The organism is uncultured Roseovarius sp., from assembly GCF_913054395.1.
Taxonomy (GTDB): Bacteria; Pseudomonadota; Alphaproteobacteria; order Rhodobacterales; family Rhodobacteraceae; genus Roseovarius.
In genome coordinates this window covers 1-21,217 of record NZ_CAJXIP010000057.1, presented here as the reverse complement: position 1 = coordinate 21,217, position 21,217 = coordinate 1, and the positions used below count along the sequence as shown (strand labels likewise).

21 protein-coding genes and 1 pseudogene are annotated in these 21,217 nt (G+C 61.5%); 13 read left to right on the top strand and 9 right to left on the bottom strand.

What is annotated here, in order from left to right; genetic code table 11:
* Positions 1-1,294 (bottom strand): 1-deoxy-D-xylulose-5-phosphate synthase N-terminal domain-containing protein (locus QZ522_RS09775; RefSeq protein ID WP_294610476.1); only part of this gene is annotated, 1,294 nt, incomplete at its 3' end.
* A gap of 223 nt (positions 1,295-1,517) precedes the next feature.
* Here QZ522_RS09775 and QZ522_RS09770 point away from each other — a divergent pair.
* The 3 genes from QZ522_RS09770 (at position 1,518) to QZ522_RS09760 (ending at position 2,899) form a co-directional block, all read left to right on the top strand.
* Complete coding sequence (locus QZ522_RS09770; RefSeq protein ID WP_294610473.1) at positions 1,518-2,030, top strand: hypothetical protein; 513 nt, start codon at positions 1,518-1,520, stop codon at positions 2,028-2,030.
* Positions 2,030-2,425 carry a cell division protein ZapA gene (locus QZ522_RS09765; RefSeq protein WP_294610470.1) on the top strand — a complete coding sequence of 132 codons (396 nt, stop codon included), beginning with the start codon at positions 2,030-2,032 and terminating at the stop codon, positions 2,423-2,425. The genes QZ522_RS09770 and QZ522_RS09765 overlap by 1 nt, the downstream gene beginning before the upstream one ends.
* Positions 2,426-2,488: 63 nt before the next feature.
* A complete protein-coding gene (locus QZ522_RS09760; RefSeq protein ID WP_294610467.1) occupies positions 2,489-2,899 on the top strand; it encodes a DUF1499 domain-containing protein in 411 nt (136 codons plus the stop codon).
* Here the strand turns inward: QZ522_RS09760 and QZ522_RS09755 are convergent.
* Entirely contained in the window at positions 2,834-3,106 is a 273-nt protein-coding gene (locus tag QZ522_RS09755; RefSeq protein WP_294610465.1) for a hypothetical protein, read from the bottom strand. The two genes, QZ522_RS09760 and QZ522_RS09755, sit on opposite strands and share 66 nt — an antisense overlap.
* A 77-nt stretch (positions 3,107-3,183) precedes the next feature.
* Here QZ522_RS09755 and prfA point away from each other — a divergent pair, with 77 nt between their 5' ends.
* The 6 genes from prfA to QZ522_RS09725 all read left to right on the top strand — a co-directional run bounded on the left by prfA (position 3,184) and on the right by QZ522_RS09725 (position 9,597).
* Positions 3,184-4,233: a peptide chain release factor 1 gene (gene prfA, locus QZ522_RS09750; RefSeq protein ID WP_294610463.1), complete on the top strand. Its 1,050-nt coding sequence runs from the start codon at positions 3,184-3,186 to the stop codon at positions 4,231-4,233.
* Positions 4,230-5,090 carry a peptide chain release factor N(5)-glutamine methyltransferase gene (prmC, locus tag QZ522_RS09745; RefSeq protein ID WP_294610461.1) on the top strand — a complete coding sequence of 287 codons (861 nt, stop codon included), beginning with the start codon at positions 4,230-4,232 and terminating at the stop codon, positions 5,088-5,090. Before prfA ends, prmC begins: the two co-directional genes overlap by 4 nt.
* 228 nt (positions 5,091-5,318) lie before the next feature.
* The gene (locus QZ522_RS09740; protein ID WP_294610459.1) at positions 5,319-5,984 is read left to right on the top strand and encodes a DUF4167 domain-containing protein; all 666 of its coding nucleotides are present in this window, start codon (positions 5,319-5,321) and stop codon (positions 5,982-5,984) included.
* Between the two features lie 185 nt (positions 5,985-6,169).
* Positions 6,170-6,916 carry an RNA methyltransferase gene (locus tag QZ522_RS09735; protein ID WP_294610457.1) on the top strand — a complete coding sequence of 249 codons (747 nt, stop codon included), beginning with the start codon at positions 6,170-6,172 and terminating at the stop codon, positions 6,914-6,916.
* Positions 6,917-6,977: 61 nt separating this feature from the next.
* Positions 6,978-8,123, top strand: a complete 1,146-nt coding sequence (gene ctaA, locus QZ522_RS09730) for a heme A synthase (protein WP_294610454.1) — start codon at positions 6,978-6,980, stop codon at positions 8,121-8,123.
* A gap of 1 nt (position 8,124) precedes the next feature.
* The gene (locus QZ522_RS09725; protein WP_294610451.1) at positions 8,125-9,597 is read left to right on the top strand and encodes a carboxypeptidase M32; all 1,473 of its coding nucleotides are present in this window, start codon (positions 8,125-8,127) and stop codon (positions 9,595-9,597) included.
* 7 nt (positions 9,598-9,604) lie between these two features.
* Here QZ522_RS09725 and QZ522_RS09720 read toward each other — a convergent pair whose 3' ends face one another.
* The 3 genes from QZ522_RS09720 to QZ522_RS09710 all read right to left on the bottom strand — a co-directional run bounded on the left by QZ522_RS09720 (position 9,605) and on the right by QZ522_RS09710 (position 12,532).
* The gene (locus QZ522_RS09720) at positions 9,605-11,482 is read right to left on the bottom strand and encodes a nucleoside-diphosphate sugar epimerase/dehydratase (protein WP_294610448.1); all 1,878 of its coding nucleotides are present in this window, start codon (positions 11,480-11,482) and stop codon (positions 9,605-9,607) included.
* A 194-nt stretch (positions 11,483-11,676) separates the two neighbouring features.
* Positions 11,677-12,300 (bottom strand): sugar transferase, encoded by a 624-nt coding sequence (locus tag QZ522_RS09715; RefSeq protein WP_294610445.1) that lies wholly within the window; start codon positions 12,298-12,300, stop codon positions 11,677-11,679.
* 4 nt (positions 12,301-12,304) lie between these two features.
* Positions 12,305-12,532 carry a hypothetical protein gene (locus QZ522_RS09710; protein ID WP_294610443.1) on the bottom strand — a complete coding sequence of 76 codons (228 nt, stop codon included), beginning with the start codon at positions 12,530-12,532 and terminating at the stop codon, positions 12,305-12,307.
* A 148-nt stretch (positions 12,533-12,680) separates the two neighbouring features.
* On the opposite strand from QZ522_RS09710, the gene QZ522_RS09705 reads away from it, so the two are divergent.
* Positions 12,681-13,799 (top strand): polysaccharide biosynthesis/export family protein, encoded by a 1,119-nt coding sequence (locus QZ522_RS09705; RefSeq protein WP_294610441.1) that lies wholly within the window; start codon positions 12,681-12,683, stop codon positions 13,797-13,799.
* A gap of 36 nt (positions 13,800-13,835) precedes the next feature.
* Here the strand turns inward: QZ522_RS09705 and QZ522_RS09700 are convergent, their stop codons facing one another.
* Both QZ522_RS09700 and gyrA read right to left on the bottom strand, forming a co-directional pair.
* Entirely contained in the window at positions 13,836-14,186 is a 351-nt protein-coding gene (locus tag QZ522_RS09700; protein ID WP_294610438.1) for a DUF6614 family protein, read from the bottom strand.
* A gap of 228 nt (positions 14,187-14,414) precedes the next feature.
* Positions 14,415-17,207 (bottom strand): DNA gyrase subunit A, encoded by a 2,793-nt coding sequence (gene gyrA, locus QZ522_RS09695; RefSeq protein ID WP_294610435.1) that lies wholly within the window; start codon positions 17,205-17,207, stop codon positions 14,415-14,417.
* Between the two features lie 192 nt (positions 17,208-17,399).
* Here gyrA and QZ522_RS09690 point away from each other — a divergent pair, with 192 nt between their 5' ends.
* Positions 17,400-17,669 carry an usg protein gene (locus tag QZ522_RS09690; RefSeq protein WP_294610432.1) on the top strand — a complete coding sequence of 90 codons (270 nt, stop codon included), beginning with the start codon at positions 17,400-17,402 and terminating at the stop codon, positions 17,667-17,669.
* 87 nt (positions 17,670-17,756) lie between these two features.
* Here the strand turns inward: QZ522_RS09690 and QZ522_RS09685 are convergent, their stop codons facing one another.
* Entirely contained in the window at positions 17,757-18,317 is a 561-nt protein-coding gene (locus QZ522_RS09685) for a YSC84-related protein (protein ID WP_294610429.1), read from the bottom strand.
* A 127-nt stretch (positions 18,318-18,444) separates the two neighbouring features.
* Positions 18,445-19,446 (bottom strand): porphobilinogen synthase, encoded by a 1,002-nt coding sequence (gene hemB, locus QZ522_RS09680; protein ID WP_294610425.1) that lies wholly within the window; start codon positions 19,444-19,446, stop codon positions 18,445-18,447.
* Between the two features lie 121 nt (positions 19,447-19,567).
* Between hemB and QZ522_RS09675 the strand changes: the two genes are divergently transcribed.
* Complete coding sequence (locus QZ522_RS09675) at positions 19,568-20,095, top strand: component of SufBCD complex (protein WP_294610422.1); 528 nt, start codon at positions 19,568-19,570, stop codon at positions 20,093-20,095.
* A gap of 36 nt (positions 20,096-20,131) precedes the next feature.
* Positions 20,132-21,217 (top strand): annotated as a pseudogene (locus tag QZ522_RS09670) (transcription-repair coupling factor); the annotation flags it as partial.

The following is a 21,217-nucleotide window of genomic DNA, read 5'->3' as shown; positions in this document are numbered from 1 at the left end:
CGCGGATACCGCCGTGCAGCACCATGCCGTTCATCGCGGCGGCCATACCGTGCTCGCGGATGCCCCAGTAGACATAGCGGCCCTTGCGGTTGTCCACGTCGAACACGGTCATGTCGCCCGAACGGGTGTTGTTGGAGCCCGAAAGATCGGCCGAGCCGCCGACGGTTTCCTGCATGATCGGGTTGACCACCTCAAGCACCATTTCCGAGGATTGCCGGGTGGCAACCTTGGGGCACTCTTCGCTGATCTGTTTCTTGAGCGCCTTGATCCGTGCCGATAGCTTGCTGGGGACGTCGCGATCAAAGATCCGGGCGAATTCGGCCTGACGCGGGCCCGACATCTCTGCAAGGCGGGCGGCCCATGCGGTCTGTTCCGACGCGCCGCGCTTGCCAATCTCTTCCCATGCCGATTTCACATCGGCAGGCACTTCGAACGGGCCATAGGGCCAGCCATAGGCCTCTTTTGCCGCCGTAAGCTGTTCGGGATTGGTCAGGGCGCCGTGGCCTTTTGAGGTATCCTGTGCCGCGTGACCAAGCGCGATATGTGTTTTGCAGGCGATCATCGTCGGTTTCTTGGTCTTCTTCGCCTCGGTCAGGGCCGCATCAATCGCCGCCGGATCGTGGCCGTCGATTTCAAGCACCTGCCAGCCGCTGGCACGGAAGCGTTTCACCTGATCGGTGCGATCCGCAAGGTCCACGGTGCCGTCGATGGTGATGTTGTTGTTGTCCCAAAGCACGATCAGCCGGCCAAGGGCATGACGCCCGGCAAGGCCGATCGCCTCCTGGCTTACGCCTTCCATCAGGCAGCCGTCACCCGCGATCACATAGGTATAGTGATCGACAAGCTTGCGCCCGAACCGTGCGCGCAGCATCTCCTCGGCCATGGCAAAGCCGACGGCGTTGGAAATCCCCTGACCGAGCGGGCCGGTCGTGGTCTCGATGCCCTTCGCATGGCCATATTCCGGGTGACCTGCGGTGATCGCGCCCCATTGACGAAAGTTCTTGATCTGCTCAAGGGTCATGTCCGCATAGCCGGTCAGGTGCAGCAGCGAATAAAGCAGCATCGAACCGTGTCCGGCCGACAGGATGAAGCGGTCGCGATCCGGCCAGTCTGGGTTGGCGGCGTCGAATTTCAGGTGTTTTTCATAAAGCACCGTCGCCACATCGGCCATGCCCATGGGCATGCCGGAATGGCCGGAATTGGCGGCAGCCACGGCATCCAGCGTCAGGGCGCGGATGGCGGTGGCCTTGTTCCAGTGATCGGGATTGGCAGAGCGCAGGGTGGCGATATCCACGGGATGACATCCTTTGAAGTGGCAACAGATGGGGGCTGCATAACAGCCCGGCCCCAAAGATCAAGCATCGCCCCGCGCAATGCCCTACGATAACCCGCTGAATAACGGTAAAGGGGGCGCATTTTGTGTGGCGGTTCGCTAGACTTGGACAAAACCTGCCCATTGTGCGATTCGATAAGGGGACTGGTAACGATATGGGCAAAGACAAGTGAGGGAATGAGCAATGAGCCAGATTAACGAGCTCGAGGCGCGGATCACCGCAGCCCTGGACCGCATAGCGCAGGGGCTTGAGAGCCGTCAGGACACCGGCCCCGAGGCCGCAGGCGACGAGGTTGCCGACCTCAGGCAAAAGCTTGAGGACGAAAAGCTGGCCAATGCCCAACTCGAAGAGCGGATCAGGGTGCTGCACGACAAACTGGCGGCGGCCGAGGCCGCCAGCGACGCAGGTCAGTCTGAACAGGCGCGGGCGATGCGCAAACTCGACAGCGACCTGCAATCGCTGCGCAAGGCGAACCAGCAGTTGCGCGACAACAATCAGGCCCTGCGCGAGGCCAATCAGGCCGGTGTCGGCGAGCCGCATCTGATCAACAAATCCATGCTGGCCGAGCTTGAGGGCCTGCGCGCCACCCGCGCGGCCGACCGCGGTGAGGTCGAGGCGGTGCTGGCCGAACTTGGTCAGGTGATCAACGGCGCCGCCGCGCTTGAGACGCAGACAAGCAAGACGGAGGAGGCCTGATGCCCGAAGTACAGATCGAAATCGGGGGCCGCACATTCGAGGTGGCCTGTCAGGCGGGCGAAGAGCATTACCTGCAATCCGCCGCCAAGATGCTTGACGAGGAAGCCTCGGTCCTGGCCGCGCAGATCGGGCGGATTCCCGAACCGCGGATGCTTTTGATGGCGGGGCTGATGCTGGCCGACAAGACCGCCGGTCTTCAGGACAAGCTGCGCGAGGCGCAGGACAGGCTGGCCGAGAAAGACGCCGAGCTTGAGCAGATGCGCAACGCGCCTCCCCCAGAGGCACAGCGCATCGAGGTGCCGGTGGTCCCGCAAGAGGTGACCGACACGCTGGCCGAGATCGCCGCGCGCGCCGAGGCGCTTGCCGAAACCGTGGACGGAAGCCGCGCGGGATAATCCCCCCGCGCGACCCCGTCTGCCTGGCCGGATAACTGCGGCTGCCTGAAGAGGAATGCGGAGATGAAGATCATCTTTGGCCTGATCCTCCTGGTGGCCGTCTTTGGCCTGGCCTATATTCGGCTTGCGCCCACCGATCTGTCGCGCTGGCATCAAATGCCCGACGACATCCGCAATCAGGACCTGACCGGCGGGGCGGTGCGTGTGGTGCCCTCTGATGCTGACACCTTTGAGCGGCTCGATGCCATCATCCGCGCCACGCCGCGCACCGATGTGATTGCGGGGGCGCCGGACGAGGGGATGGTCACCTATGTCACCCGCTCGGCGGTCTTCGGTTTTCCCGATTACACGACGGTGCGTCGGGCCGGGGGGCGCGTCGAACTCTATGGTCGCCTGCGGTTTGGCCGATCAGATATGGGCGTCAACGCCGCCCGTATCGACGGCTGGCTGATGCGATTGCGGCAGGGCGGATGACAGGCAGCCATCGCTGACCTTGCGCCACATAGGCACGTTCAATGACATCTGGCATTGTGCCATGAACATCTTGCCATCGACCTGAAGGCAGATCGTTTCGCCCATTTCAATCCGCGCGCCGGTTCGGTCGGTACAATAACAGTCAACCGTTTTGCCGCCGATCGCGGCATCGCCAAATGCGGGCGTCGCCGCAAGAATAAAGGGCATGATCCATCGCATGGCACAAATTATAGCACAGCGATCCCCCTTGACCAAAGCCAAAGGATAGGACACAGCCTCGCATCATGGTGCCTTTGGACAGACTAGAACAGATCACGCAACGCTTCGAGTATATCGAGGCGCAAATGGCGCAGGGGGGCGGGGATATCGCGCGCCTCGGGCGCGAATATGCAGAATTGCGCCCGGTGGTCGAGGAAATCCGCGCCTATCGCGAGCTTCTGGACGATCTCGACGGCGCCCGTGCGATGCTTGACGATCCCGAGATGCGCGATCTTGCCCGCGACGAGATCGAGACCCTCGAGGCGCGCCAGCCCGAACTTGAAGCGGCGCTGCAACTGGCGCTTTTGCCAAAAGACGCAGCCGACGCACGACCGGCCATTCTTGAGATTCGCCCCGGCACCGGCGGCGACGAGGCGGCGCTTTTCGCCGCCGACCTGATGCGCATGTATCAGCGCTATGCCGAGGCCAAGGGGTGGAAGTTCGACATTCTCGAAGAACAGCAGAATGAAATCGGCGGCATCCGCGAGCTGGTGGTGCACATAAAGGGCGAGAACGTTTTTGCCCGCCTCAAGTTCGAATCCGGGGTGCACCGCGTTCAGCGCGTGCCCGAAACCGAAAGCGGCGGGCGCATCCACACCTCGGCGGCCACCGTCGCGGTCCTCCCCGAGGCCGAGGATGTCGACGTCAAGATCGACGCGGGCGATCTGCGGATCGACACGATGCGAAGCTCTGGCGCCGGTGGCCAGCACGTCAACACCACCGATTCCGCCGTGCGCATCACCCACCTGCCGACCGGCCTTGTGGTCACCAGTTCCGAGAAATCCCAGCACCGCAACCGCGAGATCGCGATGCAGGTTCTGAAGTCGCGGCTGTTTGACATGGAGCGGCAGCGCGTCGACAGCGAACGTTCGGCCAACCGCGCGGCGCAGGTCGGCTCGGGGGATCGCTCCGAACGGATCCGGACCTACAACTTTCCGCAGGGCCGGATGACCGATCACCGCATAAACCTGACGCTTTACAAGCTTGACCAGGTCATGAACGGCGATCTCGACGAGGTGATTGACGCGCTGACCGCCGACGCGCAGGCAAGCATGCTGGCCGAGATGGGGGAATGACGGGTCCGCAGGAGGCGCCCTCGCGCGGGCAGGCACTGGCACGTGCACTGGCCCTCGGGCGCGATCGGCTTGTCAACGCGGATGACCCGCTGCGCGACGCGCGGCTGCTTTTGGCCCATGCCGCCGGGCTTGAACGTGGCCAGCTGAGCCGCCTTGAGGTCGAGGACTTTACGCCGGAACTGATGGCCGGATATCTGGCGCTTGTCGATCAGCGCGCAGCCGGGCGGCCGGTGTCGAAAATCCTTGGCTATCGCGACTTCTGGAACCACCGATTTCAGGTCACCGAGGATGTGCTTGACCCGCGCCCCGATACCGAAACGCTGGTCGAGGCGGCCCTGGCACAGCCGTTTGAGCGGGTTCTTGATCTCGGGACGGGATCGGGCTGTATCCTGCTGAGCCTTCTGGCCGAGCGCACGGCGGCCAGCGGGATTGGCACCGACCTGTCCGAGGCGGCCCTGAACGTGGCGCGCGCGAATGCCCGCGCTCTCGGCGTGACGGAGCGGGTCGAGTTCAGGGTTTCGGACTGGTTCAGCGCGCTTGGTGGTGTCTTTGACCTCATCGTGTCGAACCCGCCCTATATTGCTCTGGACGAGATGCCCGACCTTGCGCGCGAGGTGCGCGAGCATGACCCGCGCATGGCGCTGACGGATGAGGGCGACGGGCTTGCGGCCTATCGCGCGATTTCGGCGCAGGCTGGGCGGCACCTGTGCAGGGGCGGGCGCATCCTGTTGGAAATAGGCCCGACACAGGGCGCGGATGTGGCCCGGATTCTGCGCGCCGCAGGATTCGAAACGGTGGAAATCCTGCCTGATCTCGATGGTCGCGACCGGGTGGTCAGCGCGATTTGGGTGGCCTGAACCGGCATAAATCGGCTATAATCGGCATAAATGGCAAGAAACTTCAGATTTTGGCTTGTAAGCAGGGCCTCTGCGTGGTTAGTGATGGACCAGTCAAGACGGAGGATGCCTTTTGGGCGGTCCCGCTTGACACCAAGCCAAAACATGTCCGATCCGGTTTAATTTTAGGCGCAAGGGGCGCCAGTCGGATCAAGTGACCATTTGAGCATAAGGCTGGACAGCACCAATATGAGATCATCCAAGTCACGTTCGCGCAACAAGCCGAACCGAAATCGCCCCAGCACGGGTAATGTCGTCAACCGGACCTTTGACAGTTCCGGTCCCGAGGGCAAGGTTCGCGGTACGCCACAGCAGATCATTGACAAGTACAACCAATTGGCGCGCGATGCCCAGCTGGCGGGCGATAGGGTTGCCACCGAGAACTTTCAGCAGCATGCAGAGCATTATCTGCGCCTTCTGGGTGAGGCCCAGAAAGAGCAGGAAGCGCGCCGCGAAGAGCAGGAGCGCCAGAACCGGGATCGCCAGGCAGAGCGGGATCGCGAGCGCCCGCAAGGTGAGCGGCAGCAAAGCGGCGGTGAGCGCCAGCGGCACGCCAACGCTGATCGCGACCAGAACCAGAGCCAGACTTCAGGCCCCGAACAGGGCGGTCAGGATCCGGCTTCGAGTGCACAGCCCGATGTGATCGACAACGGCGAAAGCGGTCTTGTCGAGACGCCCGAAAGCCAGAGTGCGCCAATGCCCCCCAAGCGCCCGCGCAAGCCGCGCGTGAAAAAGCCCAAGCCCGAGCCCCAGGAGGATCAGGCGGATCAGGGGAGTGACCAGAATAGTGACCAAGGCAGTGATCAGGGTAACGGTACGCCAACGCCCTCTGGTCCGGCCGAAGCGGCGGAATAGGGCCCTCGGCGACAGCACTTCCGAAAGGCGCGGGACCAATCAGGCCTCGCGCCTTTTTGCTGGCTGCGGGAGGCCTGCGGCGCGAGTATTTGGGGAAAGATGAAAGTATCGGGTCTTTTCAGCCGGGCGCGGCTGGCCTAAGACGCGCCAGATCGCACGTAACAAACGCCGGAGAGAGACCCGCAATGCCCACTGACAGACCACAGCCCGCCTTTGTGCTTGTGCGCCCGCAGATGGGCGAAAACATTGGCGCCGCGGCGCGGGCGATGTGGAACTTCGGGCTTGATCGGATGCGGGTCGTTGCGCCGCGCGACGGCTGGCCCAATCAGAAGGCCGTGGCGATGGCCAGCGGCGCCGGGCGGCTGCTTGACGAGGCGCAGCTTGTCGATACCACCAGCGCGGCCGTGAGCGACTGTAACTTTGTCTTTGCCACCACGGCACGGGCGCGCGGATTGACCAAGCCTGTGGTCAGCCCCGAACGCGCCATGCAGATTGCCGCTGAACGGATCGCGGCGGGAGAGAAGGTGGCGGTGCTGTTCGGCCCTGAACGCGCGGGCCTTGAGAACGACGATATCGCGCGCGCCAATGCGATCATCAACGTGCCGGTCAACCCCGAATTCGCCAGCCTGAACCTGGCGCAATGCGTGCTTTTGACCGCCTATGAGTGGCAGCGCGCGGCAAGCGAGATCACCCCCGAGCGGGTCGATATGGCCAAGGCGCACTGGGCCGAGCAGATCGAGATCGAAAAGCTTGGTGATCATTACGAGGCGCAACTTGCCGAGGCCGGGTTTTTCTTTCCAGAGCACAAGGCCGAGAGCATGAAGGTCAACCTGCGCAACATGTGGAGCCGGATGCCTTTGACCGGCGCCGATGTGCAGATGCTGCATGGTGTGCTGCGGCAGATGGTCCGCTGGAAGCGGCGCGACGGCTGAGCGCGCTTGAAGGGGGCCATGTCGCGCACTAGGCTTTCGTTCAAATAGGATGAGGTTCACGATGAGCGGGAAACGCAGCATTTTCGAAGAGGTCGGCGGCGCGGACAAACCGACCAAAGAGGCACCGCGCGGCGGCATGATTGATGCCGGCAAACGCGGCGCGCGCCGTGGCATCCGGGCCTGGCTTGTGGTGCTGTTCACGCTGGTCGTCCTGATGATTGCCGTTGGCGGCTTGACCCGCCTGACGGACAGCGGGCTGAGCATCACGGAATGGAAGCCGGTGACCGGTGCCTTGCCGCCGATGTCCGAAACCGTCTGGGTCGAGGAATTCGAGAAATACAGGGCCATTCCGCAATATGAACTCTTGAACAAAGGCATGAGCCTTGCCGAGTTCAAGGCGATCTACTGGTGGGAATGGGGCCACCGGCAGCTTGGCCGTTTTATCGGTCTGGTCTGGTTTCTGGGATTTGTCGGCTTTTTGATTGCGCGCCGTATTCCGGTCGGCTGGAGCGGGCGGTTGCTTGGGCTTGGTGCCCTTGGCGGGGCGCAGGGGGCGATTGGCTGGTGGATGGTGTCCTCTGGCCTGGAGGGCGAGATGATCGCCGTGGCCTCGTATCGTCTGGCGACGCATCTTGGGCTGGCCTTTGTCATTCTGGGGGTGATCGCCTGGTTCGTGTTTCTGCTCGGGCGTGAAGAGCGCGAGTTGATGCAGGCACGGCGCGGGCGCGAGGGGCGACTGTTCGGGCTTGCGACCGGCTGGATGCATTTCGCGTTCCTTCAGATCATTCTCGGCGCGCTTGTGGCGGGTATTGATGCCGGGCGCACCTTTACCGACTGGCCCCTGATGGCGGGGGGGATTTTGCCACCCGACATGATGGGGATCGAGCCCGCCTGGCGGAACTTTTTCGAGAATCCCGGCACGGTGCAGTTCATTCACCGGCTCAGCGGCTACCTTCTGTTTGCCTATGGGGTCTTTGCCTGGCTAAAGGGGCGGCGCAGCGCGAACGAGGCCACGGCGCGTGCCTTTGCGACCGCCTTTGCCGCGCTTGTGGCGCAGGTCGTGCTTGGCGTCGTGACGGTGCTTTACATCGCGCCCTGGCACCTTGCCATCGCGCATCAACTTCTGGCGGTCGTGGTCTGGGTTCTGATCCTGCGTGCCCGCTTTCTTGGTCAGTATCCGCTGGCGCAATCCATTCGGAGGGGCTGAGATGTCTGCTTATGACGATCTGATCGCGCATGAGCGCGAAACGCAGGCCCTGTCACAGGTCGCCGGGCGTCTGGGGTGGGACCAGGAAACCATGATGCCGCGCGGTGCGGCGCATCAGCGTTCGGAGGAAAGCGGCGCGATGCAGGCGGTGATCCATGCGCGGCGCACCGACCCGCGGCGCGGAGACTGGTTAGCCCGGGCCGTGGCGAACGACGATGTCGCGCATGCCAACCTGCGCCATATCCGGCGCGATTATGAACGGCTCTGCCGGGTGCCCGCGGATCTTGCCGTGGCGCTTGCGCGCCTGACAAGCCGCGCGCAGGGAGCCTGGGCCGAGGCGCGTGGTGCCGACGATGTGGCGGCTTTCGCCCCGGTTCTCGCCGAGGTTATCGCCCTCAAGCGCCAGGAGGCGGCGGCCTTGGCAGAGGGCGGTGATCTCTATGATGCCCTGCTTGAGGATTACGAGCCGGGCATGACCTCGGCGCTTTTGGACGAGATGTTCGCGGCCATGCGCCCCCGTCTGGTGGCGCTGCGCGCGCAGGCCCTTGCCGGTGCCGCCGCCCCGGCGCTTGGCGGGCAGTATGATGAGGCGGCGCAGATGCGCCTTGCGTGTGATCTGGCAAAGGTTTTTGGCTATGACATGACGCGCGGGCGGCTTGACAAGGCGGTGCATCCGTTCAGCTCTGGTTCTGGCGATGATGTGCGCATCACCACCCGCACCAGTACGGATGATCCGTTCAACTGTATCTATTCCACCATCCACGAGGTCGGCCACGCCTGTTACGAACAGGCGATTGATCCCGCCTATGCCCTCGGTCCGCTGGGGCAGGGCGTGTCGATGGGGGTGCATGAAAGCCAGAGCCGGATTTATGAAAATCAGCTTGGCCGCAGCACGCCGTTCTGTGGCTGGCTTTTGGGGCGCATGCAGTCGGTGTTCGGCGATATCGGCGTGGCCGACGCGGATGCGTTCTATCGGATCGTGAACCGGGTGCATCGCGGCTATATCCGCACCGAATCCGATGAGGTGCAATATAACCTGCATATCATGCTTCGTTATGATCTTGAGCGCGCCCTGATCAGCGGCGATTTGACGGCGGGTGACCTTGAGAGCGCATGGAACGACCGTTTCGCAACCGATTTCGGATACCCTGTGGATCGCGCGTCAAACGGGTGTTTGCAGGATGTGCATTGGTCGGTGGGCCTGTTCGGCTATTTCCCGACCTACAGCCTTGGCAATGTCTATGCCGGCTGCCTGAACCGCGCGATGCGCGCCGCTTTGCCGGGGGTGGATGCGGATTTGGCGAAGGGGGACCTGAGGGCGCCAACCGCCTGGCTGCGTGAGAACGTACAGCGCCATGGCGGGCTTCGTGAGCCGCGCGAGACCATCGCCCTTGCCTGTGGCACAGAGCCCGACGCAGAGCCCTTGCTGGCCTATCTGGAAGAGAAATTCACCGCCCTTTATCCGGCGGGGTAGGGCGGCGCTATTGGTAGACGCTCGCCTCGTCGGCGGGATCGGTCTGTTCGATCCAGCGTGACAGGATGGATTTAAGAAGTGCCATGTCGCGGGTTTCAATTGCCTCGGAGAGCGATTTCAACGCCTTGGCAAGCTCGATTTCCGACAGGTGATCCTCTTGCGCACGCAGGATCTTGGGGTGCGGTGTGGTTAGCATGTCCGACCCGATCAACAACTCTTCATGCAGTTTCTCGCCGGGCCGCAACCCGGTGATCTCGATCTCGATATCGCCGTTGGGATTGTCGGCGCTGCGGACGGTCAATCCGCTGCCTTCGATCATCTTGCGCGCCATGTCGCGCACCGCGATCGGCTTGCCCATATCAAGCACGAAAACATCGCCCCCGCGCGCGAACGATCCCGCCAGAAGCACAAGGCGGGCGGCCTCGGGGATGGTCATGAAATAGCGCGTCACGTCTTCATGGGTCAGGGTGACCGGCCCGCCCTTGGCGATCTGTTCGCCAAATAACGGGATAACCGAGCCGGACGACCCCATGACATTGCCAAAGCGCACCATCGAAAACCGCGTTGTGTCGCTGCGGGTGGCAAAATCCTGAACGATCATTTCGGCAAACCGTTTCGAGGCGCCCATCACGCTTGTCGGGCGCACGGCCTTGTCGGTCGACACAAGGATAAAACGCTCGACGCCTGCATCGCGCGCGGCATTGGCCACGACGCGTGTGCCGATCACATTGTTGCGCATGCCCTCGATTGCGTTTTGCTCGACCAGCGGGACGTGCTTATAGGCCGCCGCATGCAGGACGATATCAATTTTTCTGGACTTGATCAGCACATCGACCAGCGAGCTGTCACAGACCGACCCGAGGATCGGCATGATCTTGATATCGGGGGCAAGGGCCGTCAATTCGCGCTCGATCTGGAACAGCGCATGTTCGCCGTGTTCAAGCAGGACAAGGCTCGCCGGTCGACAGCCGCAGATATGGCGGCAAAGCTCCGATCCGATAGAGCCGCCCGCGCCGGTCACCAGGATATTGCGCCCGGCATATGTGTCGCTGACGCCGGGAAGCTGATCTTCAAGCCCGTCGCGCCCCAGAAGATCGTTAAGATCGACCGGGCGGCTTTCGTAAAGCGTGCGCGCGTCATTCGAGATCAGATCGGCAAAGGACGGAAGCGCGTGGACTTCACAGCCGATATCGTCCAGTTCCCGCATCAGTTTGGAGCGCACCGATTGCGGCGCACTTGGCATTGCCAGAACGATCCGCTGAATATTATAGCGCGCGACCAGGCTGCGGATTTCCGATGGCTTGTGCACTTTTAACCCGGCAACGGTCAGGGTCTGAAGGCGCGGTTCGTCATCAACCAGGGCGACGGGCACCACGGTGTCATCGGTTGCAAGCGCTGTGGCAAGCTGCTGACCGGTTTGCCCCGCGCCGTAAATCAAGACCCTCAGACGATGGTTCCCGGTGCGGTAAATCCGAAGCAACACCGCGCGCATCACCAGGCGGACGAGAACGGACAGGATCAGGAAGAGCATCCCGGCAACCACATAGACCGAGGGATGCGTCGCATGACCGGGTAGCAACAGGGACGTAATCACGCTTATGCCGACAAGGGAGATGGCAACAAAAGCCGAATCCACCATGCCCTGCATCTCGTAGGCGTTGAGTTTAACCTTGTTGACGCCAAGATACGCACTTAGCCCGCCGACCACCGCTGCAATTACGGCAATGTCGGCAAGCGTCCAGAGGTTAACCGTGGCCCACCAGCCCTGTCCGATCAGGATGATCGAGGCCACGATATAGGCAATGATCGCAAAAGCGATGTCGATGCCCAGGAATATGGCATGCTTGTGCGCCGGGCGCAGCTTGTTCACAAACCGATAGAGCATGGCCGATTGCTAGCCTTTCTCGCGGGTATTCAATGACATAAATAACGGCAACCAGATGAATCAATGCTGTTACATGCGCAGCGGCGCGCAGTTTAACCCAGCTACAATAGCGCGATCAGGTTTTCCCGAACAAGTCACTTTTGCGCGAAGCATTGAAGCGGCACAATTGCTGATGGAGAGTGCGAATATAGTGCTCAACTCTGACATTTCAATTGCGTGAATGCCCGGACAACGGTACGCCCGATGAGCCGCAGATCGAACCAGAGGCTTTGGTTGCAGGCCCATATCAGATCAAGCCGTGCCTTGACCGGGATGCAGCGCCGTACATAGGTGGCTTCGGTGGTGTCGCGCGTGGTGCAGACCCGCAACAGCCGTTCTTCGGTGCGGTGGTAGATCAGGGTCGCCAGGCCGGTTACGCCGGGCCGGTTCTGAAGGACACGCGCGTAAAGATCCGGGCACAGTTCGACATACCGGCGCAGGGGCGGGCGGGGGCCGACAAAGCTCATGTCGCCGCGCAGGATATTGATTAGCTGCGGCAGCTCGTCCAGACGCTGTCGGCGCAACCATCCGCCGAGGGGGGTAATGCGGTTTTGCTTATATCCGGCCGACACACCGCCATCGTCACCGGTGTTGCGCATGGTGCGGAATTTCCAAAGACAAAATGGGGTGTCCGGGCCTTTCATCCGCTCCGAGAGATAAAAAACAGGACGCCCGTCCAGCAGGATGATAGCAATCGCTATCATCACGATCAGCGGCGATAGAACAACGGCCAGAAAGAGCGCAAGTACGATGTCCATGAGGCGTTTTTCTGCGGTCATTGATCTACTCTTGAGTGCGGCGTTTTACGGTTTCATTTCCTGTGGTGCAGTGAAAATGAATTGCCCGTTTAACGTGTGTATTCTTTTCCCATCCATCTTGCTCGTTTGACAAGTGGAAATCATCATATCGCGCCAGATGGCCACAGGCTGCACCGCGCGGCGGGGTTGATGTGACGGCGCAGATCAGGGGAAATCTTTGACCTTTATGTGAAAAAATACTGGAAAGTGGCATTTTAAGCTCCGAATGTGCCAGTTAATCAAGTGGAGTGTTCAGGACAATGGTTAAGGCTTCGTTAAGCTGCGGGGAGTTTCTGTTTGTGCATCATGGCCGATGCAAGGTAGGAGTAAATGCAACATAAGGTTTAGTATGGGGCAGCAGTTTGCGTAACGCTTTCAAAGCGCATCTTGGGTTTTCACTGGTCGTGATGCTTGCGGGATGTAGCCTGCCGAGTGGGGCGGCCATGCAATCACAGGTTATGGCCGAGCAAGATGCTGAAAACCCGACGTTTCAGGTGGTGGAGGTCACCCGAAACGCCACGCCGGATCTCGCGAAATGGCCGACCACCGGCTGGAAGGGAGGATACCATTGGCTGCCTTCCGGGCACGCCCCCGATTCGTCGCTGATTCAAAGTGGCGACAGGCTTGATGTGGTAATCTGGGACAGTCAGGAAAATTCCCTGCTTGCGCCGATCGCAACCAAGTCGGCGGCGGTGCCGACAACAACAGTTTCTGCCAGCGGGACCATTTTCATGCCCTATGTGGGGGAGGTCCCGGTTCGTGGCCTGACCGAAAGCGCGGCGCGCGCGAAGCTTCAGGAAAAACTTGGAGACATCGCGGCGACCGCGCAGGTGCAGCTGTCGATCAGGCAGGGCGTGAACAATTCGGTAGATATGGTTGGCGGCGTTACGGCACCCAAATCGGTGCCGCTCACGACCCGGAACACACGCATTCTGAGCGTTCTGGCGCAGGTCGGCGGCATAAGTCCAAGCCTGCGCCATCCGCTTGTGGTATTGCATCGCAACGGCAAAACCTATGAAACCCGCGCCGAGGCGCTTTTGACGGATCCCGCACGCAACACCCTCGTGCGCGGCGGCGATCAGATCGTCGTGATCGAGGACGACCGGAGCTTTAACGTTCTGGGGGCTGCCAGCAGCCAGAAGGTCATCAATTTTGAAAAAGAGCGGATGTCCGCAATGGAGGCGGTCTCGGCCATGGGCGGGTTAACTGCGTCGCGCGCCAATCCCAAGGGGTTGCTGGTCCTGCGAGAGTTCAGGCCGCGTGACGTCAGGCCGGGCGCCGACACGCCGGACATGCAGCAGGTTATCTTCTCGCTTGACCTGACCAGCGCCGACGGGCTTTTTGCCGCCCGTCAGTTCAATATCAATCCCGGTGACACCGTTCTGGCAACGGAATCGCCCATCACCCGCGTCCGCACCATCCTTGGTCTCTTCGGGACAGTGGTCGGTGCCGGGGCGACGGCGAACAACCTGTCGCAGTGATCGCGCAATGCCCGGACGGGGCGGGCGCGACCCTTGCTAGACCAGTGCCATGCGTTCGGCGCGCTCAGGGTCCGGGAAGGGACGGAAGAGGGCAAAATCGGCCTTTGCAATCTGCGAATGAACGCGGTCATGAAGTTGCGCGGTTTCGTCACTATGCGCGCCGGTCAGGCGAAACGCGCGGTCAAGATGCGCAAGGTCCTCGATCTCGATCTCAAGCAGAAAATCGCGATAGGTGTCTGCGGCAAGGTTGAGCTTGCTGCGATAAAGCCGCCAGTGCCCAATGGTGCCGTGGCTTTTCAGATGACTCATCCAGGCATCCAGCGCGGCGGCAAAGGCCAGGGCCTTGGCATCCTGTTTCAGGTCGATCATGCAGCAATAGAGATTCATCTGGTACCATCCCGGCGATCATTGGGTCATGCCGATCCTGCACCAGAGAGTTTGACAGCCGGTTAATCGCCGCAGCATTGCACCGTAAAGCGCGTTTTACGGGTGCCGGATGCGATTGAGGCCACCCTGAAGGCAAAAACAAACCCCGGATAGTCACGGCCGAGGGGGCAAATCCTGGCCCAACCGTGAGTATCCGGGGTGTTTCAGGACAGCAAAGCTGCCTTGGTTCTAGCTCTCGGCGGTCTCACCGCTCTCGTCACCGGCCACGGCGCCAGTACCTGCGCCAAGCTCTGTGACCGCGTCTTCATCCTCGTCACCCTGATCGGCGATCCAGGCCACGCTGACGACTTCTTCGCCACGCCCGGTGTCAAAGACCTTGACGCCCCCGGCACTGCGCGACCGGAAGGAGATGCCCTTGACCGGTACGCGGATCGACTGGCCCTTGGAGGTGGCAAGCATGATCTGATCCTCAAGCGTGACCGGGAAGGAGGCCACAAGATCGCCACCGCGCATTGCCTTGTCCATTGCCGCCACACCCATGCCGCCACGCCCGCGCACGGGATAGTCGTGGCTTGAGCTAAGCTTGCCGGTGCCCTTTGCGCTGATGGTCAGGATAAGGTTCTCGGCCTCGGCCATCTCGGCGTATCGCTCGGCACTGATGCTGGCGTTCTCATTGGCCTCTTCGTCGGCGCCTGTGTCGTCTTCGGTGACACCGGCCAGGGCGCGGCGCATCTTGAGATAGGCGCTGCGGTCATCTGCGCTGGCTTCGAAGTGGCTGATCACCGACATCGACACGACCTTGTCGTCGCCGCTCAGGCGGATACCGCGCACGCCGGTCGACTTGCGGCCCTTGAATACCCGCACATCGGTGCTCTGAAAGCGGATCGCCCGCCCCGAATTGGTGAACAGCATCACGTCATCCTCTTCCGAGGTGATGCGCGCATTCACAAGCTCAACCCCTTCGGGCAGGTCCATCGCGATCTTGCCATTGCGTTTCACATTGGTGAAATCCGACAACGCGTTGCGCCGCACATCGCCCGCCGAGGTGGCGAACATGATCTGAAGGTCGTCCCATTCATCCTCGGGGCGGTCCACCGGCATGATGGCGGCAATCGAAACACCTGTCGGAATCGGCAGGATGTTGACGATTGCCTTGCCCTTCGAGGTGCGCCCGCCAAGCGGCAGGCGCCATGTCTTGAGCTTGTAGACCATGCCATCGGTGGTGAAGAACAAAAGCTGCGTGTGGGTATTGGCCACGAACAGCGTGGTCACCACGTCCTCGTCCTTGGTTGACATCCCCGACAGGCCCTTGCCGCCGCGCTTTTGCGCGCGGAAATCGTTAAGGGCGGTGCGTTTGATATAGCCACCCTGGGTGATCGCCACGACCATGTCTTCGCGCTCGATCAGGTCTTCGTCTTCCATGTCGCCGGACCAGTCGACGATCTGGGTGCGGCGCGGTACGGCGAACAACTCGCGCACCTCGCGCAGCTCATCCGAGATGATCTGCATGATCCGCTCGCGGCTGGCCAGAATGGCAAGGTATTCCTTGATCTTGTCGGCAAGATCCTGAAGCTCGTCGGTGACCTCTTTCACGCCAAGCTGTGTCAGGCGTTGCAGGCGCAGATCAAGGATCGCGCGGGCCTGAATTTCGCTCAGGTTATAGGTGCCATCGTCATTGGCCGGGTGGCTTGGGTCGTCAATCAACGCGATGTAGGGGAGGATGTCACCGGCGGGCCAGCGCCGTTCCATCAGCTTCTGGCGCGCCTCGGCGGCATCGGCAGAGGCGCGGATCGTGGCCACGACCTCATCCACGTTGGACACGGCAACCGCCAGACCACACAGCACATGCGCCCGTTCGCGCGCGCGGCGCAGATCATAGGCCGTGCGGCGCGCAACCACCTCTTCGCGGAAGGTCACGAACAGCGACAGGAAGCGGTGCAGCGTCAGTTGCTCGGGCTTGCCGCCGTTGAGCGCCAGCATGTTACAGCCGAAATAGGTCTGCATCGGGGTAAAGCGATACAGCTGATTGAGCACCACATCGGGGGTCGCGTCACGCTTGAGCTCGATCACCACGCGCACGCCGTTGCGGTCGGATTCGTCCTGCACATGGGCGATGTTTTCGATCTTCTTGTCGCGCGCCGCCTCGGCGATCCGTTCGATCATCGTGGATTTGTTGACCTGATAGGGGATCTCGTCGATGACAATCGCATAGCGGTCCTTGCGGATTTCCTCGACGCGGGTCTTGGCGCGGATGATGACGCTGCCGCGCCCTTCAAGATAGGCTTTGCGCGCGCCGGTGCGGCCAAGCATGATGCCCCCGGTGGGGAAATCGGGGCCGGGCACATATTCGATCAGGTCTTCGCTTTCCAGATCGGGATTGTCGATCAGCGCCAGCGTCGCATCAATCACCTCGCCAAGGTTATGCGGCGGGATATTGGTGGCCATGCCGACGGCAATGCCCCCCGCGCCATTGACCAGCATATTGGGAAAACGCGCCGGAAGAACGGTCGGCTCGCGGTCCTTGCCGTCATAGTTGTCCTGAAAGTTGACCGTTTCCTTTTCGATATCGGCCAGAAGATAGGCGGCGGGCTTGTCCATGCGCACTTCGGTATAGCGCATCGCCGCGGCGTTATCGCCGTCCATCGAGCCAAAGTTGCCCTGCCCATCCAGAAGCGGCAGCGACATCGAGAAATCCTGCGCCATCCGCACAAGGGCGTCATAAATGGCGCTGTCGCCATGCGGGTGGTATTTACCCATCACGTCACCGACGGCGCGGGCCGATTTGCGATAGGGTTTGTCGTGGGTATTGCCGCCTTCGTGCATGGCGTAAAGGATGCGCCGATGCACCGGCTTGAGGCCGTCCCGCAGATCGGGAATCGCGCGGCTCACGATCACGCTCATCGCGTAATCGAGGTAAGATGTTTTCATCTCTTCCGAGATGGAAATCGTCGGCCCGTCGTACTCGGGGCGCTCCGGCGTGTTTTCTTCTGTATCTTCAGGGGGTTGGGGCGTATCGCTCACGGTTTTTCCCGTCCTGTGCATTAGGTCTATATCTTGTTGCCATCACTATATCAGAGGCATGATCTTGGGTGCAATGGGCCAGCGCCCCACCGCTTGGCAGCCATCGCACTTAAGTGCTAACATGCTGTTTTCATTGAAAAGTAATTTCTTTCAGGCATCATTGATCTTACAGGCAATATAAGGAACGGAAAAATGCAGATGACCGAGACTGAACTGATGCTGAACGGCTATGGGCTGACCACGGCGGAATTTTTCTATCGGATGCCCGATTACCAGAACGTTCTCAATACCTATCTGTGGCAGGATTACGATCTGGCCCCGGACCACCCCAAGCTGTTCGATTTTATCGAATTCTGGCAGCGCGAGATCGAAGGCCCGCTGCATTCGGTGCGCTTCACCCACCGCAAGATGATCGCGCCGGGCGAATGGCGCAATGTGGTGGGTGAATTCACGCTTCATTGAGGCGGGTGGCTTTCACCCGCGCCAAGCATGGATTGCGACGTCGGCCCCGCGAGGCCGACTGTCAGTCCGGAAGGGCCCGGCCTTCGGTCAGGGAATAATGCGGCTGTATTTCATGCCCTCAAGCGACACGCCCGCCATCGCCCCGGCCTGGCCGAAGATGACCGCGATCACCGGCGAGGTCGATGTGGTGGTTTCCGCCCGCAGGTTTTCGCCGGTGTCGTTGAACACGTATTCGATATCCGCGCCCGCGGCCCATCCCGACGAACGGCGGAACCGTTCAAGGGCGTCTTCGGTCATGAAGAACAGCACATGCGCAAACTGCTGCGCGCCGATCTGCAACCCGATGCTGCCCTTGGTGGCCGAATAGTAATCGACCGTCACCCCGTTCACCCGCAGCGCGCCGCGGCCAAAGCCGCCACCGATGCCGAACCCGGCCTCGGTCACGACCGGCATCACGAGCATGCCGGTGGATTTTTCCGCAAGCCCCTGAGTGTTGGGGTATCTCGAATACATGTGGTTGATGGTTGCATCGACGCGCGCGTCGATCTTGGCTGGGCCGGGGCTGCCGACGCCATTGCCGCAGGCGGCCAAAAGCGGTGTCCCCGCCATGAGACCAAGTGTGAAACTGCGTCTGGTTAGATTGCTCATGAGATTTTTGCCTGTGTTACCTCTGGGGGCCGGTCTTTTGACATACCGATCTGCTACATACTATAGGGGCGGTGGGGGCCTGTGTCACTACAGATTGCGATTTTGCGCGAGATGTTGCGTAAAGGGCCTAGCTCCCGGCCAGAGCGCGCGCCACACGCGGCGCGAAATAGCTAAGCACCCCGTCACAGCCCGCCCGCTTGAATGCCATCAGGCTTTCCATCATCGCCCGATCCCCGTCGAGCCAGCCATTTTGAGCCGCGGCCATGATCATCGCGTATTCGCCGGACACCTGATAGGCAAATGTGGGCGCACCGAAACTTTCCTTCACGCGCCGACAGATATCGAGGTAGGGCATGCCGGGCTTGACCATCACCATATCTGCGCCCTCGGAAAGGTCACGTTCGACAAGGCGTAGCGCCTCGTCGGTGTTGGCGGGGTTCATCTGATAGGTCTTCTTGTCCCCCTTGAGGGCGTTCGAGGCGCCAACCGCATCGCGGAACGGCCCGTAAAATGCGCTGGCATATTTGGCGGCATAGGACATGATCATCACATTATGGTGACCCTGCGCCTCAAGCGCCGTGCGAATGGCGCCGATGCGCCCGTCCATCATGTCCGATGGCCCGATGATATCGACGCCGGCCTCGGCCTGTGACAGCGCCTGTTTCACCAGCGCTTCGACCGTGGCGTCATTGACGATTTCACCGTCCACCACAAAGCCGTCATGGCCGGTGTCGGAATAGGGATCAAGCGCCACATCGGTCATCACCGTGATGCCCGGCACCGCCGCCTTGATTGCGCGGGTGGCGCGGTTGCTCAGGTTCTCGGGGTTCCAGGCCTCGGCGCAATCGGCGGTGCGGTTTTCGGCCGATGTATAGGGAAACAGGCAGATCGCGGGAATGCCAAGGTCGGCGGCCTCATGGGCGGCCTCGACCACCTTGTCGATCGAGCGGCGCAAGACGCCCGGCATCGACGGCACCGGTTCTTCCACGCCCTCGCCATCGCGCACGAAAACCGGCCAGATCAGATCGCCTGCGGTCAGCGTGGTCTCGGCCACGAGGGCGCGGATTGATGCCGATTGCCGGGTGCGGCGCAGGCGGGTGGCGGGAAAGGCGGCTTGTGTCGGGCGCATGAACAATCTTCCTGGAATTTCTCTACTGTCTGAGTGACACGGAATTTCCGGCATCTCAAGGGTAGGAATTGCTGCGCGGCAGCGCTAAGAGGGACGATATTAAAATGGTAAGGGCCCGGACGTGGACTGGTATCAAAACGTTTTCGACCTGATTGACTTTCGCAGTTTCAGCAACCTCTGGTTCTGGATCGCGCTTGCGGTGACCTGGTCAACGGCGAGCCATTGGGTGCTTGGCGTTCCCTGGGATATGGCGATACGCGCCCAAAAGGGCAAGAACGCCCAAAGCATCGTCGATTTTGAGGACATGGTGCGCATCAACAGCAATCGCATTCTGTTCATTGCGCACGAATCAGGCCTTTGGCTGACCGGGATGGTGGGGTTTGGCCTGACGGTGCTTGTGTTGCTGGGCTTTGTCTATGACAACGAATTCTCACAGGCCGTCTTTATGCTGAGCCTGCCGCTGACGCTGGTCGGGCTGTTGTCGGTGCGCACCGCAACGCGCATCCGGGCCGAGGGCCTGAGCGGTCCGGCTCTGATCAAGCGGTTGAGCAGGCACCGTTTCACCATTCAGGTCATCGGTGTGGTCTCGCTGTTCTTTACGGCTATGTGGGGCATGTATCAAAACATGAACGCCGGGGTTCTGGGCTAAGACAGGCCCGCACCCGGCCACGAAGGTTAGGCTGGCATGACATCTGCGACCCATATCACCGTCGGCGGTGCGCCCGAGGGCTTTGATGCAGGCCTTGTTCTCAAAGAGGTTGAAAAGACCGGCGCGCCGGTGCTGCATGTGGCGCGCGATGACAAGCGGATGGCGGCCATGGCCGCCGCCTTGCGGTTCTTTGCCCCTGATATGCCGGTGGTCAGCTTTCCCGGCTGGGATTGCCTGCCTTATGACCGGGTGTCGCCCAATGCCGATATTTCGGCCACGCGCATGGCCACGCTGGCCGGGCTCGTGCATGGCATGCCCAAACGGTTTGTGCTGCTGACCACGCTCAACGCCGCAACCCAGAGGGTGCCCGCGCGCGAGGTGTTGCGCGATGCGGCCTTTGCGGCGCGGGTCGGCGAGCGGGTTGACGAGGCGGCCTTGCGCGGCTTTCTGGTGCGCATGGGCTTTACCCAGGCCCCGACGGTGACCGACCCCGGCGATTATGCCTTGCGTGGCGGTATCATCGACATCTTTCCGCCGGGTGAGGGCGGGCCGGTGCGCCTTGACCTGTTTGGCGATATTCTCGATGGCGCGCGCCGGTTTGATCCGGCCTCGCAGCGCACCACCGAAAAACTTGACCTGGTCGAGCTTGCCCCGGTCAGCGAAGTCATCCTCGACGAAGCCGCGATCCGCCGCTTCCGTCAGAATTACCGGATCGAATTTGGCGCCGCCGGCACCGATGATCCGCTCTATGAAGCGGTCAGCGCGGGGCGCAAACATGCCGGTGTCGAGCATTGGCTGCCGTTCTTTCACGATCGGCTTGAGACGCTGTTTGACTATATGCCCGAGGCGACGATCACGCTTGACGATCAGGTCACGCCGAGCCGCCTTGCCCGCTGGGACAGCATCGCCGACCAATTCGAGACCCGCCATCTTGCCCTGCAACAAAAGACGCGCGGCGACACGATTTACAAACCGGTGCCGCCGGGGCTTCTTTACCTTGACGATGCCGCTTGGGGGGCGGCCACCGGGGCGCGCCGCGTGATGCAGCTTGTGCCGCTGCCGCAGGCCACCGGACCGGGCGTGATTGATGCAGGCGGGCGCATCGGGCGCAATTTCTCCCCC